20 protein-coding genes and 1 tRNA gene are annotated in these 16,373 nt (G+C 42.8%); 18 read left to right on the forward strand and 3 right to left on the reverse strand.

Going from position 1 to position 16,373, the window contains the following annotated elements; translation table 11 throughout:
- Positions 1 to 28 precede the first annotated feature (28 nt).
- The 9 genes from ybgC to queC are packed head-to-tail and all read left to right on the forward strand — an operon-like array spanning position 29 to position 6,739.
- On the forward strand, positions 29 to 463 hold the full coding sequence (gene ybgC / locus BLW34_RS10555) for a tol-pal system-associated acyl-CoA thioesterase (RefSeq protein ID WP_090579234.1): 435 nt from the start codon (positions 29 to 31) through the stop codon (positions 461 to 463).
- A 6-nt stretch (positions 464 to 469) separates the two neighbouring features.
- Entirely contained in the window at positions 470 to 1,153 is a 684-nt protein-coding gene (gene tolQ, locus BLW34_RS10560; RefSeq protein ID WP_090539808.1) for a protein TolQ, read from the forward strand.
- A 17-nt stretch (positions 1,154 to 1,170) separates the two neighbouring features.
- On the forward strand, positions 1,171 to 1,587 hold the full coding sequence (tolR, locus tag BLW34_RS10565) for a protein TolR (protein WP_177166014.1): 417 nt from the start codon (positions 1,171 to 1,173) through the stop codon (positions 1,585 to 1,587).
- Positions 1,588 to 1,601: 14 nt separating this feature from the next.
- A complete protein-coding gene (gene tolA, locus BLW34_RS10570) occupies positions 1,602 to 2,564 on the forward strand; it encodes a cell envelope integrity protein TolA (RefSeq protein WP_090579236.1) in 963 nt (320 codons plus the stop codon).
- 36 nt (positions 2,565 to 2,600) lie between these two features.
- The gene (tolB, locus tag BLW34_RS10575) at positions 2,601 to 3,920 is read left to right on the forward strand and encodes a Tol-Pal system beta propeller repeat protein TolB (RefSeq protein WP_090579239.1); all 1,320 of its coding nucleotides are present in this window, start codon (positions 2,601 to 2,603) and stop codon (positions 3,918 to 3,920) included.
- A 16-nt stretch (positions 3,921 to 3,936) separates the two neighbouring features.
- Entirely contained in the window at positions 3,937 to 4,452 is a 516-nt protein-coding gene (gene pal / locus BLW34_RS10580) for a peptidoglycan-associated lipoprotein Pal (protein ID WP_090579242.1), read from the forward strand.
- Positions 4,452 to 5,255 (forward strand): tol-pal system protein YbgF, encoded by an 804-nt coding sequence (gene ybgF / locus BLW34_RS10585; RefSeq protein ID WP_090579245.1) that lies wholly within the window; start codon positions 4,452 to 4,454, stop codon positions 5,253 to 5,255. Before pal ends, ybgF begins: the two co-directional genes overlap by 1 nt.
- A gap of 47 nt (positions 5,256 to 5,302) precedes the next feature.
- Positions 5,303 to 5,992, forward strand: a complete 690-nt coding sequence (gene queE / locus BLW34_RS10590; RefSeq protein ID WP_090579247.1) for a 7-carboxy-7-deazaguanine synthase QueE — start codon at positions 5,303 to 5,305, stop codon at positions 5,990 to 5,992.
- Positions 5,993 to 6,049: 57 nt separating this feature from the next.
- Entirely contained in the window at positions 6,050 to 6,739 is a 690-nt protein-coding gene (queC, locus tag BLW34_RS10595; RefSeq protein ID WP_090579249.1) for a 7-cyano-7-deazaguanine synthase QueC, read from the forward strand.
- 47 nt (positions 6,740 to 6,786) lie between these two features.
- On the opposite strand, the gene BLW34_RS10600 is transcribed toward queC, so the two are convergent.
- Positions 6,787 to 7,146 (reverse strand): dihydroneopterin aldolase, encoded by a 360-nt coding sequence (locus BLW34_RS10600; RefSeq protein ID WP_090544114.1) that lies wholly within the window; start codon positions 7,144 to 7,146, stop codon positions 6,787 to 6,789.
- Between the two features lie 115 nt (positions 7,147 to 7,261).
- On the opposite strand from BLW34_RS10600, the gene plsY reads away from it, so the two are divergent.
- The gene (gene plsY / locus BLW34_RS10605) at positions 7,262 to 7,870 is read left to right on the forward strand and encodes a glycerol-3-phosphate 1-O-acyltransferase PlsY (RefSeq protein ID WP_090579252.1); all 609 of its coding nucleotides are present in this window, start codon (positions 7,262 to 7,264) and stop codon (positions 7,868 to 7,870) included.
- 17 nt (positions 7,871 to 7,887) lie between these two features.
- Here plsY and tsaD read toward each other — a convergent pair whose 3' ends face one another.
- The gene (tsaD, locus tag BLW34_RS10610) at positions 7,888 to 8,907 is read right to left on the reverse strand and encodes a tRNA (adenosine(37)-N6)-threonylcarbamoyltransferase complex transferase subunit TsaD (RefSeq protein WP_090579255.1); all 1,020 of its coding nucleotides are present in this window, start codon (positions 8,905 to 8,907) and stop codon (positions 7,888 to 7,890) included.
- A 246-nt stretch (positions 8,908 to 9,153) separates the two neighbouring features.
- Between tsaD and rpsU the strand changes: the two genes are divergently transcribed.
- The 5 genes from rpsU to BLW34_RS10635 all read left to right on the forward strand — a co-directional run bounded on the left by rpsU (position 9,154) and on the right by BLW34_RS10635 (position 14,513).
- Positions 9,154 to 9,366 (forward strand): 30S ribosomal protein S21, encoded by a 213-nt coding sequence (rpsU, locus tag BLW34_RS10615; protein WP_090544108.1) that lies wholly within the window; start codon positions 9,154 to 9,156, stop codon positions 9,364 to 9,366.
- Between the two features lie 43 nt (positions 9,367 to 9,409).
- The gene (locus BLW34_RS10620; RefSeq protein ID WP_090544106.1) at positions 9,410 to 9,856 is read left to right on the forward strand and encodes a GatB/YqeY domain-containing protein; all 447 of its coding nucleotides are present in this window, start codon (positions 9,410 to 9,412) and stop codon (positions 9,854 to 9,856) included.
- A 105-nt stretch (positions 9,857 to 9,961) separates the two neighbouring features.
- Positions 9,962 to 11,761, forward strand: coding sequence for a DNA primase (dnaG, locus tag BLW34_RS10625; protein WP_090579258.1), 1,800 nt, complete (start codon positions 9,962 to 9,964; stop codon positions 11,759 to 11,761).
- Positions 11,762 to 12,411: 650 nt separating this feature from the next.
- Complete coding sequence (gene rpoD, locus BLW34_RS10630; protein WP_371263932.1) at positions 12,412 to 14,241, forward strand: RNA polymerase sigma factor RpoD; 1,830 nt, start codon at positions 12,412 to 12,414, stop codon at positions 14,239 to 14,241.
- 195 nt (positions 14,242 to 14,436) lie between these two features.
- A tRNA-Ile gene (locus BLW34_RS10635) sits at positions 14,437 to 14,513 on the forward strand.
- 297 nt (positions 14,514 to 14,810) lie between these two features.
- Here the strand turns inward: BLW34_RS10635 and BLW34_RS10640 are convergent.
- Positions 14,811 to 15,056, reverse strand: a complete 246-nt coding sequence (locus BLW34_RS10640; RefSeq protein ID WP_090579264.1) for a hypothetical protein — start codon at positions 15,054 to 15,056, stop codon at positions 14,811 to 14,813.
- A gap of 307 nt (positions 15,057 to 15,363) precedes the next feature.
- On the opposite strand from BLW34_RS10640, the gene BLW34_RS16480 reads away from it, so the two are divergent.
- From BLW34_RS16480 to BLW34_RS17420, 3 genes are read left to right on the forward strand one after another with little or no spacing between them, the layout of a single operon-like run.
- Positions 15,364 to 15,822, forward strand: a complete 459-nt coding sequence (locus BLW34_RS16480) for a reverse transcriptase family protein (protein ID WP_218138836.1) — start codon at positions 15,364 to 15,366, stop codon at positions 15,820 to 15,822.
- On the forward strand, positions 15,803 to 16,111 hold the full coding sequence (locus BLW34_RS17415) for a reverse transcriptase domain-containing protein (protein ID WP_218138837.1): 309 nt from the start codon (positions 15,803 to 15,805) through the stop codon (positions 16,109 to 16,111). Before BLW34_RS16480 ends, BLW34_RS17415 begins: the two co-directional genes overlap by 20 nt.
- 35 nt (positions 16,112 to 16,146) lie before the next feature.
- Positions 16,147 to 16,320 (forward strand): hypothetical protein, encoded by a 174-nt coding sequence (locus BLW34_RS17420; RefSeq protein WP_371263931.1) that lies wholly within the window; start codon positions 16,147 to 16,149, stop codon positions 16,318 to 16,320.
- Positions 16,321 to 16,373: the final 53 nt, after the last annotated feature.

Genomic DNA, 16,373 nt, shown 5'->3' on the forward strand with positions numbered 1-16,373 from the left:
CTTTTGTAAATAATAAACATTAGATTAAATGAGCTCTCAGCATCAAACACAGTTTGCTTTATCTGGCGATATCTTCTCTTATTCAGTACGGGTTTATTATCAGGATACCGACACAGGAGGAGTCGTTTATCATGCCACCTATCTTAATTTTATGGAGCGCGCCCGCTACGAATGGCTACGAGAAATGGGATTTGCCGTTAATACATTGATTCAAGACCATAAAATAATTTTTATGGTGCGGTCACTTAATATTGAATATTTCAAGCCAGCGCTTCTCGATGACTTATTACATGTTACCGTTCAAGTAACAGAGATAGGCAGAAGCCGCATTACATTATTTCAGCAAGTATTACGAGATCAGGTCATGTTAGTCAGTGCAATTATTCATGTGGTATGTGTGGGCGTGGACAGTCTCAAGCCAGTGAGTGTACCGATGCCGCTTCGTCAAAAAATCGAGAAATAAATTATTATGAACACGACTGTTACCCAAGATTTATCGCTTTTTTACCTGGTTAGCAGCGCCAGCCTGCCTGTTCAACTGGTTATGCTACTTTTATTGATTGCGTCATTGTTATCATGGTGGTTTATTTTTCGTAAGATGTTTGCAATTAGACTGGCGATCAAACAAAGTGACGAGTTTGAAAATACTTTCTGGAGAGGAGTAGATTTAAACGCGCTGTACCAGCGGGCGGCTGGCGCACGTGACATGGCGGGGAGTATGGAGCGTATTTTTGAGGCAGGGTTCCGTGAATTTACCAAGCATCAAGCTGGTATGGATATTGGTGCGATGATGGATAGTACACGGGGCGCAATGCGTGCTGCTTATCAACGTGAAATGGATAGACTGGAGTCCCATCTGTCTTTTTTGGCGACTGTAGGGTCAGTGAGTCCCTATGTGGGTTTATTTGGCACAGTTTGGGGTATTATGAATGCATTTCGCGAATTGTCTAATTTAACACAAGCGACGATTGCGCATGTCGCGCCTGGCATTGCAGAAGCGTTAATTGCGACAGCGATGGGTTTGTTTGCAGCGATTCCGGCAGTTATTGCTTATAATCGTTATGCAAGTGATACCAGTCAGTTAGCAACACGGTATGAAAGTTTTATGGAGGAGCTATCCAATGTGTTGCAGCGACGGGCAGCAAAATTATAAGAGAACATGGCCATCGCATGATTAATCGTCGAGCTAAACGTCGTCTAATGAACGAAATCAATGTCGTACCGTATATTGATGTAATGCTGGTATTACTGGTTATTTTCATGATTACGGCACCCCTTATTCATCCCGGTCAAATTGAACTCCCTCAAATCGGTAAGTCATCAACAGCACCGGTTGAACCAATGGAAGTCATCGTTGCTGCAGATGGTAGCCTGACATTACGTGATCGTAGCAAAGCGGGTAGTGAGCAGAAAATGACTCGTACCGAGCTTGTAAAAGCAGTTAAAAATAAGCAGGCACAAAATGCTGAGCAGCCTGTGGTGATCGCTGCTGATAAAAATGTTCGTTATGAAGAAGTAATTAACATCATGGACATATTACAGCAAGAGCAAGTCAATAAAGTTGGGCTGCTTACAAAACCTAGATAAGCATGTAAGCAACGATGAATGTGACAGCTTGGCGAGATGTTTCACATGCGGAACCTGGGTTATTGCGGGCTGCCGTACTGGCTTTGCTCGTCCACCTTGTCTTTTTTGCATTCATGGTTTTTGGTTTAAGCTGGAAAAACGAACCCGCTGAAACGATGGTCGTCGATTTGTGGAGTGATCTGCCACAACCCGTCAAGCCTATTCCTGTTGCCAAACAAACGGCGCCTAAACCTGAGGTAGCCAGGGTAGAAGCCCCCCCGCCGCCCAAAAAAACCGCTACTGAGATCAAGGAGAAAACAGTAAAACCTCAGCCGGTAAAGGAAATGACAAAACAACCCGAGCCAGTTAAAGAGACGCCTTCTTCACCTGAGCCGATTAAAGTGGAATCACCGCCACCGCCTAAAAAACCAACTATTGAGATCAAGGAAAAAACGATAAAGCCTCAGCCAGTAAAGGAAGCCACAAAGCAACCCGAGCCAGTTAAAGAGACTCCCCCCAATCCTAAACTTGAACCAATCAAGGAGAAGGTAGCAAAACCAGAAGTGACTAAGGAAACAACGAAAAAGCCTGATCTGGAGAAAGAAAAGCTGCTCAAGGAGCAGCAACAGGCTGAGGAGATCAAGCAGCAGCAACAACGTGAGCGGGAAGCCATTGCGCAAAAAGCTGCTGCGGAAAAAACCAAGCAAATGGATGAAGTAGCCAAGTATAAGGCGATGATTCAAGCAAAAATCAGAAGCCGTATTGTTATGCCGCCCGATCTGCCGGGTAATCCGGTCGTTGACTTCAGGGTGACACTCTTGCCAGGTGGCGAGGTGTTGAATGTGATGTTACGCAGATCAAGTGGTTATTCTGCATTTGACGAAGCGGTGGAGAGAGCTATTTTCTTGTCTACACCACTACCTATACCGCCTGATCCAGCGTTATTCAGAGAGTTTCGTGATTTTAATCTTACGGTACATTATCGTGACTCGCTTTAATTTTTATAGAATGCAATTTTTTTGAGAGTTGCTGCTATGCGGAATTATTTACATCCCCTTTCTTTTTATGTGTTCTTTTTGTTTTTGTCGATCATGCATGCGCCGCTTCATGCTGCGCTTAATATCGAAATATTTGGGGGAGGTGCATCCAGAATCCCCATTGCTATTGTCCCGTTTTCTGCTGAATCAAGGCTTCCGCAGAGTATAACGGCGGTGGTGGCAGCTGATTTGGAACGGACAGGTAGTTTCAGGCTGACTGATTCATCGGGTCTCACGCCTCATGAACCGGAAGAGGTCGTTTACGCAGATTGGCAGAATCGGGGAGCAAGCGCGCTCGTGATAGGCAGTACGACGATTTTGCCTGATGGGCGGATCGATGTGCGCTTTCGCTTGATGGATGTTGCAAAGCGCACACAGTTGACTGGATTTGCAGGGACGGTCCCGGCCGATCAGTTGCGCGCGGTTGCACATCGTATTGCTGATATTATTTATGAAACATTGACTGGTAATATTGGGGTATTTAGCACCCATATTGCTTATGTCATGAAACAAGGCAATAAATATGCGTTGCAAGTAGCCGATTCTGATGGCTTTAATGCTCGGTCAGTCATCGAATATACTGAGCCTATTATTTCACCCGCTTGGTCCCCTGATGGTAGCAAACTTGCCTATGTCTCATTTGAGAACAAAAAGCCGGTTGTTTACGTACAAACACTGTCAACTCGTGAACGAAAAGCTATTGCTAATTTTAAGGGCAGTAACAGTGCGCCGGTTTGGTCCCCTGATGGCAGCAGGCTAGCCGTGGTATTGACTATGCAGGGGGGATCGCAAATTTTTTTGATTAATGCGGATGGGAGTGGATTGCAAAGACTTGCTCAAAGTTCGGGAATTGATACGGAGCCCAGCTTTTCTCCGGATGGGCAGTCGATTATTTTTACCTCTGATCGTGGGGGTAGTCCACAAATATATCGTATGGCGATAACAGGAGATAAAGCCGGTGTGACTGAGCGCCTTACATTTGAAGGAAGCTATAATGTAAGTCCACGGTATAGTCCCGATGGAAAAAGTTTTGCCTATATTCATCGTAATGGTGGCAAGTTTAATGTTGCAGTACAAGATTTTGCTAGACGGCAAATGCAATTACTTACCGATTCAAGGTTCGATGAATCTCCTAGCTTTGCGCCAAATGGCAAGATGATTTTATACGCTACTGAAATAAGCGGACGTGGTATATTATCCGCCGTTTCGAGCGATGGACAAACGAAGCAGCGTCTTTCATCACAAACTGGCGATATCAGAGAACCGGTATGGGGTCCTTTGCTGAAATCACAGCGTACGGGTAACTTCGTTAACTAATTTTATAAGGTAAGAAATGAAAAAAATTTTGAGTGTGTTGATAATCTGTTTATTGTCAGCGTGCGCAAGTCAATCTACACAACCTACAGGTGAAGTGGAGGACCGAACCATGGGGAGTGGTGGTATGGGTGCTCAAGATGGCATAGGATCGGGTGGGTTTGCCATGAATCCATTACGAGATCCTTCTAACATTCTGTCTCAGCGTAGTGTTTATTTCGACTTTGATAGTTATACAATAAAAAGCCAGTATAGAGAGTTAGTGTTGGCACATGCCAAGTACCTGCGAGACAACTCAAATGCAAAGGTATTGCTGCAAGGTAACACAGACGAGCGTGGAAGCCGTGAGTATAATCTTGCGCTTGGCCAGCGTCGTGCAGACAGTGTGAAGAATGCCATGTTGCTCTCGGGCGCGCGCGATCATCAGATTGAGGCTGTAAGCTTAGGTGAAGAAAAACCTCGTGCAACAAGTCGTGATGAGTCCTCATGGACTGAGAACCGCCGTGCCGATATTCTTTATCAAGGAGAATACTGATGTTTGTACGCGCTTCCATACTATTGTTTTTGTTTAGTTGTAATGTAAGTTTCGCCGGATTATTTGATGACGCGCAAGCGCGTGAGCAAATTGAACTATTAAATAAACAAATACAAGAGATGGAAGCGCGTATTGGTAGTATGGAGGAAACGCTTAAAAATCAGGCAATATTAGAGCTTTATAGTCAGATCGAAGCGTTTAAAATCGAGCTTGGAAAACTGCATGGGCAAATTGAAATACTGAGTGAAGAAAATAAGCTTCTGAAAAAACAGCAGAAGGATTTTTACATCGATCTGGATGGCCGACTAAGACAGGTAGAGCCAGCATCCCACGATACACCGATTAGCCTGGATTCTCCACCACATGCACCGCTTCCTGCTGCTACCACGGTGACAGCTGGGGCGAGTCCTGTAGCACAGCCTACAGACATGTCAGAACGTGATGCTTATAACACAAGTTATAATTTGTTCAAAGAAGGTGATTACTCGGGAGCTATCGCTCAGTTTGAAAATTTTCTCAAACGTTACCCTACTTCTAATTTGGCACCAGGGGCGACCTATTGGATAGGGAATGCATATTATGCGCTACGTGATTTCAGAGCAGCTATCAACACCCAGCAAAAAGTGGTCGAGCTTTATCCTAATAGCTCAAAAGCGCCTGATGCCATGCTTAATATTGCAAGCAGTCAATTAGAAATGGCTGAGGTTCCCGCAGCCAAAAAAATACTGCAAAATTTAATCACAAAATATCCCAATAGTGAGGCTGCCGAAAAAGCTAAACGTCGCCTCACTAGCTTAAAATAAAATTTAACAATGAAGAGGCAGTTGTTGAGGCCGTCTCTTAAGATGTAATGCATTTCCCCTTTTCGCTACAACAACATTCTACACACAAGCCCGAAACAGAAGTATTGCGTGTTAGTGAGGTATTTTATTCTTTGCAAGGAGAAACCAGTCGCATCGGTTTGCCGACAGTGTTTATCCGTTTGACTGGTTGCCCGCTACGGTGTGGATATTGTGATACTGAGTATGCATTCTCGGGAGGCAGAAACATGTCAATCGCTGAGGTGTTGGATGAAGCTTCAAGTTATGCATCTCGCTACATTACGGTTACTGGCGGTGAGCCTCTGGCACAGAAAGCTTGTCTGACACTGCTTACCGTCTTATGTGATGCAGGCTATTCAGTATCTATTGAAACAAGCGGAGCACTCGATGTATCCAAAGTGGATAAACGGGTTTCCAAGATCGTGGATATCAAGACACCTGGTTCAGGTGAGGTTACGAAGAATCTGTGGTCTAATCTTGAATATTTAACCTGTCATGATGAATTGAAATTTGTTTTATGTGATAAAGCAGATTATCAATGGGCGGTTGGCGTGTTTTATGAGCGGCGCCTCGATCAGATTTGTCCGGTATTGTTTTCACCGGTGTATGGTCAGCTTGACCCAGCTCTGCTTGCAGACTGGATATTAAAAGATCGCTTAGCGGTTAGATTGCAGCTTCAGCTTCATAAAATGCTCTGGGGAGAAGTCGCGGGGCGATAATGATCCAGCAAATACGATTCTGAGAATTGTTTTTTTCCTTAGAAGTCTTATAGATTTATGAGAAAAGCGGTCGTACTTTTATCGGGTGGATTAGATTCTACGACGACACTTGCTATTGCTCGTGCCAAGCAATTTGAATGCTATGCGTTGAGTATTGATTATGGTCAACGTCATCAATCTGAGTTAGCAGCAGCACTGAAGATTGGCCAATCCATGGGCGTACAAGAGCATCGTACCATCAGCATTGACTTGAGTATATTGGGGAGGTCTGCACTTACTGACGAATCCATTGCTATTCCTATTGAAGGAATAATGGCTGGTATTCCTGTTACCTACGTTCCTGCCAGAAATACGATTATGCTTTCCTTAGCATTAGCTTGGGCAGAGGTACTCGAAAGTCACGATATATTTATCGGTATTAATGCTATTGATTATTCTGGTTATCCAGATTGCCGGCCAGATTATATTGAAGCATTCGAGAAAATGTCGAATCTCGCAACCAAAACTGCTAGGGAGGGGAATAAGCTGACTCTGCATGCGCCTCTTATGCATTTATCTAAGAAAGAGATCATCTGCTTAGGCATAGAGCTAGGGGTCGATTATGGCTTAACTGTATCCTGTTATCAGGCTGATGAGAGTAGATTTGCTTGTGGTCTCTGTGATGCCTGCCGCTTACGCATGGCGGGATTTTTGGCAGCAGAGATACCCGATCCGACACGGTATAGAAATGCTTTAGAACTAATATGAAGCAGTCCGGTTCTCCAGTTTTAGGTTAATTATGGGTGGAATAGGTGCTAATATGACGGCGATTTCCGTTCAATGCACACACCAAGTTTCTTAATTCCGTGGATAATACCGAGCTTGGCGACACTCACTTTTACCCAGGGTGAATTGAATTCAGTCAAGACAATCTGGGCAATATGCTCCGCCAACGCTTCAAGCAAAGCGAAATGTTGGGTCGCTAATGTGTCATTGATGCGCTTAACAACTAGTGAATAATCCAGCGCATCTTTTAAATTGTCAGTAAAACAGGCACGATTCGTTGGGAGAGCGATTTCGAGGTTAAGCTCAATGGTTTGGGCAATTTTTTTTTCCCACGGGTAAATACCAATTAGCGTTTTAGCTTTGAAGTCGTGGAGAAAGATAATGTCCATTATTAAGATTTAAATGTGATATATAACGTTGCATAGGATTAAGAAAGTATCTTCTTGCGTAGTTATAACGATTCTAGTCTATTTATAAAAATAATGGAGCTATTTGGATAGCAGTATGGAAATGGCTTTAATGTGGCTAATAGCTTATTTGCTGGGCTCAATTTCATTTGCAGTCATAGCGAGTTGGTTGTTTAAATTACCTGATCCGAGAACATATGGCTCAAAAAACCCTGGGGCGACGAATGTACTGCGCAGCGGCAAAAAAGTAGCAGCAGTTCTGACGTTGCTGGGTGATGCTGGTAAAGGATGGCTGGCAGTAGCGCTAACCAATTATTTCTCCTTTGCTTGGGGATTTGGAAGCACGGCAGTGGCTGGTGCTGCCTTAGCTGTTTTTCTTGGTCATTTGTTCCCGGTTTTTCTTGGTTTTAAAGGGGGTAAAGGAGTTGCGACATCGGCTGGCGTGTTATTCGGATTCGATCTCTGGTTGGGGTTACTGGTGATTCTTACTTGGATTCTAGTCGCCGTAGTTTGGCGCATATCTTCATTGTCCGCACTGATCGCTGCACTGTTAGCTCCAATTTATGCGTATATTTTGCTTGATTCTGGAGTAAATGTCTTGGCCATTGCTACCATATCGCTGTTACTTTTTTGGCGACATAAACCAAATATTATCAATCTGGTCACAGGCAGAGAAACACGTATTGGAGAAAAAAGTAAATCGTGACTTGATATTGGAGATCTCTATAGCGTCTCCAGATCCCATCTGGCTCTTACGGTAAAGCTGGTCATAGCTTGTTGTTGGTAGTTGATGTTTTGTTTTTGTAAACGCATAGCTCCAGCAAAAGCGATCATTGCACCATTGTCAGTACAGAATTCAAGTTCTGGAAAGAATACCGTTACGCCTATGTCGGCTGTTTCACGAATAAGTCTTTTACGTAACTGAGTATTTGCGCCTACCCCACCAGCTACAACTAGCTGACTAAGGCCAGTTTGTGCGAGGGCGGACAAAGATTTTTCCGCCAGGATGTCTATGACTGCTTCCTGAAAAGCAAGCGCAATGTCGGCGCTGGTCTGGTGTGTAATTTTATGATTTTTTATTAAAGTTGATACTGCAGTTTTTAATCCACTAAAACTGAAGTTAAAATCTCCACTATGCCGCATCGGGCGAGGAAGTTTAAAGCGATCTGATCTGCCTTGTTCAGCAAGCACGGCAAGTGCTCGTCCACCAGGATAATCGAGGCCAAGAAGTTTTGCTGTTTTGTCAAAAGCCTCACCCGCTGCATCATCTACTGTTTCGCCAAGCAATATATATTGTCCTATTCCATCTACCTTTATCAACTGAGTGTGGCCACCAGAAACTAATAGTGCCACGAAAGGAAATGTAGGCGTTGGCGTTGATAGTAAAGGAGACAGAAGATGGCCTTCAAGATGATGAATATTCAGTATTGGGATTTCGAGTGCGAATGCAAGTGCGGAACCGATACATGCACCTACCAATAATGCCCCCGCCAGACCAGGCCCCTGAGTGTAGGCAATAGCGTCAACTTCCTTCAAACAAATATTTGCTTCTTTCAAAGCTTGTTTGATAAGTGGAACTCCACGACGGATATGGTCACGAGAGGCAAGTTCAGGTACAACCCCGCCATACTCATTATGGATTTCAGTTTGTGAATATAGTGTGTGACTCAATAAACCATGTTCTGTGTGATAGAGGGCAATACCTGTTTCATCGCATGAAGTCTCAATGCCAAGTACAATCATTTTAAATGTCAATATATTAAATCTCTTCGTTCCCGCTATTATACCTTCTGGAGAGAGAAGGGCTAACAGAAGGCAGTTAAGTTAATGGTAAAACGCAGTTAATTGTTTACTTTATATCTAGCGGATTGGATCCAAAGGCTTTTCTTACAGCATACTTTTATAAAAAAAATAATAATGTTATATTAACAAGCTTTTTGTAGAATTATTAACATCTAATAGAAGGAGACCGAAAGGGATTACTGCTTTATGACCACTGTTAAAGTCAAAGAAAACGAACCATTTGAAGTTGCTATGCGTCGTTTTAAACGCGCGGTTGAGAAAACTGGATTACTCACAGAATTGCGTGCGAGAGAATTTTATGAGAAACCAACTGCAGAGCGCAAACGTAAGCACGCTGCAGCAGCAAAGCGTACCTACAAGCGTTTGCGCAGTCAGTTACTCCCACCAAAACTTTATTAGATGGTTAAGAGTTCATAAGACAAATTTGTTTAGTTGTTCAATTATGAATTTGAAGCAGAAAATCACTGAAGATATGAAGACTGCAATGCGTGCCAGTGACTCAAAAAGACGTGATGCGATTCGGTTACTGCAAGCAGCTATTAAGCAGCGAGAGGTTGATGAGCGTATTGAGTTAAATGATGCAGCGATCATTGCAGTAATCGAGAAAATGCTTAAGCAGCGTAGAGATTCGATTACGCAATATGAGGCAGCACATCGACAAGATTTGGCTAATGCCGAGAAATATGAAGTAGATGTATTGCTTGCTTATATGCCCCAGATGATGAGTGAAGCTGAGGTGGATAATATAGTGAACGAGGCTATCGCTGTTGTAGGGGATATGGGACAGCAGCGGATGGGAAAGATCATGGCATTGTTAAAGCCTAGACTGACTGGATGTGCAGATATGACTCAAGTAGCAGCGCTGGTAAAGAAAAAAATTTCTTCTTGATTTTGTTAAAGTGGTATTTATTTTAAGTATATTTGTTTGAGATAGTAATAAAAGACTTTGCTAACTTCATTAATAGTTAACTAACATATTGGCGTACTTTAATAAATGATTCCCCAATCGTTTATTCAAGAGTTGCTCAATCGCATAGATATAACGGATGTGGTTGAGCGTTATGTGCCACTTAAGAAAGTTGGTGGCAATTTTAGCGCATGCTGTCCATTTCATAATGAAAAAACCCCGTCATTTACAGTTAGCCCTATAAAACAGTTTTATCATTGTTTTGGCTGTGGGAAGCATGGTAATGCCATTAATTTTCTGATTGAGTATAATGGAATAAGTTTTATCGATGCAGTTGAGAATTTGGCTGCCTATGCTGGATTACAAGTTCCAGCTCGACAGGTTGCAACTTACTCTCGGGTGTCTGAATCTCGTTTATCTCACGCAAAAAAAGAAGACGAGCAAGATAAAGCAGGGGAGTCTGTGCAACACATGGTTGAATCGATGAATATTGCTGCTCAATATTATCGTAGGCAGCTTAAGAATGCTAACCATGCCATCGCGTATTTGAAAAAGCGTGGTTTAACGGGGGAAATAGCTGCCCGCTTTGGAATTGGTTATGCACCAGCTAGCGGGAAAAATCTTACTTCTGTATTTTCTGATTATTCACTAAATCGATCAGAAAATGTGTTAATAAAAGTGGGTTTGGTCATCCCGAGTGAAGATGGTAAGCACTATGATCGTTTCCGTGATCGTATTATGTTTCCAATTCTCGACCAGAAAGGCAGGATAATTGGTTTTGGGGGCAGGGTATTGGATTCTGGGGAGCCAAAATATTTAAATTCTCCTGAGACGCCCTTATTTACAAAAGGGCGTGAACTTTATAATTTGTTTGCAGCTAGCAAAGCGATTCGTAAATCAGGGCGGGCTTTGGTGGTAGAAGGGTATATGGATGTAGTGGTACTTGCACAATATGGTGTTGACTATGCAATAGCTACGCTTGGCACCGCTACTACGTCTTTTCATATACAGAAACTTTTACGCCAAACAGATGAAATTATTTTTTGTTTTGATGGTGACAGTGCGGGAAGAAAAGCAGCTTGGCGTGCACTTGAAAATAGTCTGGCTCAATTAAGGGATGGAAAAAATATAAGTTTTCTGTTCCTGCCGGAGAATGAGGATCCTGACAGTTATATCCGTAAGTTTGGTAAAGAATCGTTCGAGGCACTTCTCGATCAGGCGCTACCTCTATCAGAGTTTTTTTATAGTGAGTTATCTGCGCGTGTAAATCTGCAAACTAGCGAAGGTCGTGCTGGCTTGGTGCAACATGCAAGGCCGCTATTAGCTCAGATTAGCGCCCCAGTTCTTGCTCTTATGCTGATAAAGCGGTTATCGCAACTAACTTCTATTAACCAAAATGAATTAGAAGGATTATTGCAATTTAAGCAAAAAGTCTCATTTTCTCAGACTAATCTAGAAATGAAGCGTCCTCAACCAGCAACACCTTATCGTAAGTTAATACAGCTAATGCTGCATGATCCTGTATATGCTGGGAAGTTAGATAAAAATATGCTTATCGGGTATGGCGAACAAAACAATGAAAAAAAGCTATTGATAGCCTTGATTGATTTTTTTAATGCTTTTTCACCACAGGCCTTGAAAGATGCAGTATTTTCGTCAGTTAAGGAATATTTCTATGATAGTCCTTATTATGAATTGCTAGAGAAAATAGAGGAAGAAATGAGCATGTGGAAAGAAGGTATGGATATAGAAGCAGAATTTACTGGGGTATTGTTGCGATTGCGAGAGATGCAGCGTAAACAAAGAATGGCTGCACTGCATAGTAAGCCTTTAAACTTGCTGACCGTTGAGGAAAAGCGAGAATTGCAGCAATTATCTGTTTCTTAGAGGTACTTATTATCAAGTTGTCTTTGTAATCAAAGAAGATCAGGGTGCTGTATAGCTTAATAAATATCTTCCCCTTATTTGAACTTTTCATTGATTAATTGAACAAAAATTAAAAACCGCGATGTAGCATTAACAGACTGTAGAATATTTTATAAAAATGAGAGTGAAGTTTTTGGAAACATCTCTAGGTGAGATGTGCTATGATAAGCCTTTGATATCCTTAAAAATTTGAGGATATATTTATCTATATCAACTGGAATTCAGCAAATTCAGCAAATTCAGCAAATTTAGGATAATAATCAGCGGTGACTGAGAAATTGAAAAAAGTAATAATTTCATAGGTTTCTTAAATAGGAAAATAGACCATTATTGCTAAAACTAATGGATGCGCCTCGAGAAGATTCTAAAAAATAGAGGTTGAATTTTTTATAGGCATGGCTGCCAGGATACTTAAGAATATGGATACAAAACGATCAGAATCAGAAAAAGATATAGAAAATTCAATTATTGCTAAGCAGTTGCAGTTAACCAAAATAAAATCGGTGAAAATGAAAGCGTCAAAAAAAATTAAAGCATCGAATAATAATCAAGTGGAAGAAATTGTTCAGGAAACTTTATCTTCTGTGCCTCAAGATATCGAGGCAAGAAAGATGCGGCTTAAGAAATTGATTGTTCAGGGTAAGGAACGTGGTTATTTGACTTATGCTGAGATTAATGATCACTTGCCTGATGACATGCTAGATGCTGAGCAGATTGAAGGTGTCATTAGCATGATCAATGATATGGGGATTTCAGTTCATGATGAAGCACCAGATGCAGAAGCGCTGCTAATGTCTGATACAGCAACAGCTGTAACTGATGAGGACGTGGTTGAAGAGGCTGAGGCAGCGCTTTCTAGTGTAGATTCGGAGTTTGGTCGCACTACTGATCCAGTGCGCATGTATATGCGAGAGATGGGTTCTGTAGAGCTATTAACACGTGAAAGTGAGATAGAAATAGCAAAACGTATTGAAGATGGTTTGAGGCATATGATACAGGCTATTTCTGCTTGTCCAACGATTATTGCAGATATTCTGAATTTAGCGACGGAAGTAGAGAATGATCAGTTACGTGTTGACGAATTGGTTGACGGTTTTCTTGATGATGATGCTCAGGGAATTCTTAATGAAGAAATGTCTGATGAGTCACTAGAGCAGGATTTTATTTCTGATGACATGGAAGATGAGAGTGGTGTTGCGGTAGCTAGCGCTAGCTTGATTAAGTTAAAAGGTGATGTATTAGAGCGTTTTATAGAGATTCGCAAAGCCTATAATGAAATGCAAAAAATAGTTGAAAAGAAGGGTGCGCGAGAAGATAAAAAATATAAAACTCTGCAGGAGAAAATTTCATCCGAGCTTATGGCTATGCGGTTCTCCGCCAAGATGGTAGAGAAATTGTGTGATACGCAACGCGATCTCGTTAGTGAAATTCGTAGCTGCGAACGTAAAATTATGGATCTGTGTGTCTCTAAAGCAAGTATGCCACGCAATTATTTTATCAAAGCTTTCCCTGGCAATGAGACAAATCTAGATTGGGTTAAGTTAGAAATTGAATCTAATAAGCCTTGCAGTCAGTCATTGAAGCATTTTATGCCAGCTATTATGGAACAGCAGCAATGCCTGCTTTCTTTGCAAGAGCAAGCTAAAATCCCTATTAAAGAACTGAAAGAGATCAATCGTCGAATGACGACTGGCGAGGCTAAAGCGCGGCGTGCAAAACGTGAGATGACAGAAGCTAATTTACGATTGGTAATTTCGATTGCTAAAAAATATACTAATCGTGGATTACAATTTTTAGATCTCATTCAAGAAGGTAATATTGGTTTGATGAAAGCTGTAGATAAATTTGAATATCGACGTGGTTACAAATTTTCTACTTATGCAACGTGGTGGATACGCCAGGCAATAACACGCTCTATTGCCGATCAAGCTCGTACAATTCGGATTCCGGTTCATATGATAGAAACAATTAATAAAATGAATCGTATTTCGCGTCAAATCCTGCAAGAAACTGGGCAAGAGCCTGAGCCCGCTTTACTGGCCGAAAAAATGGAAATGCCTGAAGAGAAGATTAGGAAAATTCTTAAGATTTCAAAAGAGCCAATCTCTATGGAGACACCAATTGGTGATGATGAGGATTCACATCTTGGTGATTTTATTGAGGATTCATCAACTATTGCGCCGGCTGATGCTGCGGTTTACGCTAGTTTGCGTAACGCTACTAAGGATGTGCTTGATTCTCTTACTCCGCGAGAGGCAAAAGTCTTGCGTATGCGTTTTGGTATCGAAATGAATACAGATCACACTTTAGAGGAAGTAGGAAAGCAGTTTGATGTTACTCGCGAGCGTATCCGTCAAATTGAGGCAAAAGCATTGCGAAAATTACGCCATCCTGCTCGTTCTGATCGTCTACGTAGTTTTTTAGATACAGGGAACTCTTGATTTCATGTAAGTAATATATGAGTTATAATTAGGCTCATAAAAGATATAAATTGTTGATATACGTTGATTCGTAGATTATCTGGTGAATAAATATGGCCGGATTCTCAGCAAGAACTATATAGTATTACTTATTTGTGTACTATTGAAAACAGTTTTGTTTGTTATGGTTTTTCCTAGTAAGGTGGCTATTCGCATGGGTCTGTAGCTCAGTTGGTTAGAGCAGGGGACTCATAATCCCTTGGTCGCTGGTTCGAGTCCAGCCAGACCCACCAGTAAAATAAAGCGCTTAGTTATAACATGGCTAGGTGCTTTTTCTTTTGCATGAGTCCGTGTAGGAAAATAGTAGGAAATTTCTCAAAATTACGAGTGGGTTTTGATGCCATAAAAAAAGGAACCGCCGCAAGCCAAGGGAAACTTGCGGTTATGGTTCCTGCCTTAAAAGATCGTTACGACGTAACGCCAAAAATCATCCTGGCTGCTCTTCTTCGGGCTCTTTCGTCAGTGGCATGATTGGCGATTCTTTTTCCGGCTCTGGCTGCTTCTTCTATATCGCCAGCATCAGCAAACGCTCAATCAGGCTCATAGCTCGGCTCATCTTTTCTAGGCAGAACTCGATCGCCGCCTTCTTTGGTTGCGTCAACGGTATCAATGCAAATGATCGTACCATTTTCTGAAAACGGCCTGTCTTTCTCCCGCTCGAACCGTTGCAAGGCCTCCTGCTGGGTTTCATCTCTGCTGCAATAAATCACAGCATCATAAGGCTCGTTCTGCACGGTTTGCTGCTCAAGTTCGCTGATGCGCTTTTCTAAGTTCATACCGCAAGACCTCACCAAGCTGCTATAGCGTCAGGACAATATCATCCTGCTTTGGCGGCATCGGTCTACCTTCTTGTCGAGGTGTTGATGCTGTTAAGCGAAGCAGAAGATAATATGAATGCGAACGTAATTGGCGAGTGCGTGTTCGACCTTGCGCAGTCGGAGACCCTGAGCACGTGGAGAAGTTCTTTGACCGGAACCTGGGAGATCTCAATGTTGCCCGCCATGGAGCGGGCCGGTTGGCTAAGGCGAGAGCCGTACGGTCAACATGTACAGCATTGAGAAGTCAGACGAGGCCATAGTACTGATGAAGCACTCGAACAATGGGAATAAAATTCCTGCGGAGAGCGTGGAGGGAAGGGCCTCGGCCAAGGGGAACAGCAAACAGACGACCGCATCCTGGACACAGCGCCAGGGAAATGCGTCGAGCGGACTGCTTGCTGTGCGGAAAGCAGCACTGAAGCACAAAGGAAAGCAATTCACAGCGCTACTTCATCATGTCACAGTAGATCTGCTCAGAGACAGCTATTACGCGCTAAAACGCAACGCTGCCTCTGGAATAGGCCAAGTGACGTGGGCGGAGTATAGGCAAGACCTGGAGCAAAAATTGCGAGAATTGCATAACCGGATACACAAGGGAAGCTATCGCGCCAGACCGGCAAAAAGAGTATATATCCCCAAGCCGGACGGAACGGAGAGACCTCTAGTGTCTGGAGGACAAAATAGTTCAACAAGCGATCGTAACGTTGCTCAGCGCCATTTATGAAACAGATTTCATGGGATTTTCCTATGGATTCAGGCCGGGTCGGGGCCAGCATGATGCGTTGGATGCGCTCTATTTGGGACTTCATAGAAAGCGAATAAACTGGGTGTTGGACGCGGACATTCGGAAGTTTTTCGACACGATGAATCACAACTGGGTGATACGCTTTTTACAACACAGAATTGGAGATAAACGAATCATACGGCTAATCCGAAAATGGCTGACAGTTGGTGTGGTGGAGAATGGTAAGTGTGAGCGTAACCTAAGAGGAGAGCGCCGCAGGGAGCAGTAATTTCCCCGCTGCTTGCCAACATCTACCTTCACTACGTGTTCGATCTCTGGACACATCAATGGCGTAGTAAAAAGACTAAGGGTGATATCATCATTGTCCGATACGCCGATGATAGTGCATTGGGATTTCAGTACAAAACGGATGCCGATCGCTTCCTGAAGGACCTTGAAATGAGCGTAGTAATCGGCCTTCGGCCGCAATGCGTTTGAAAGAAACACGATGCGGCGAGATGTGCGGTAAAGTGGAATACCGCGACGGCGAA

The sequence above is a fragment of the Nitrosomonas sp. Nm58 genome (genome assembly GCF_900107335.1).
Lineage (GTDB): Bacteria > Pseudomonadota > Gammaproteobacteria > Burkholderiales > Nitrosomonadaceae > Nitrosomonas.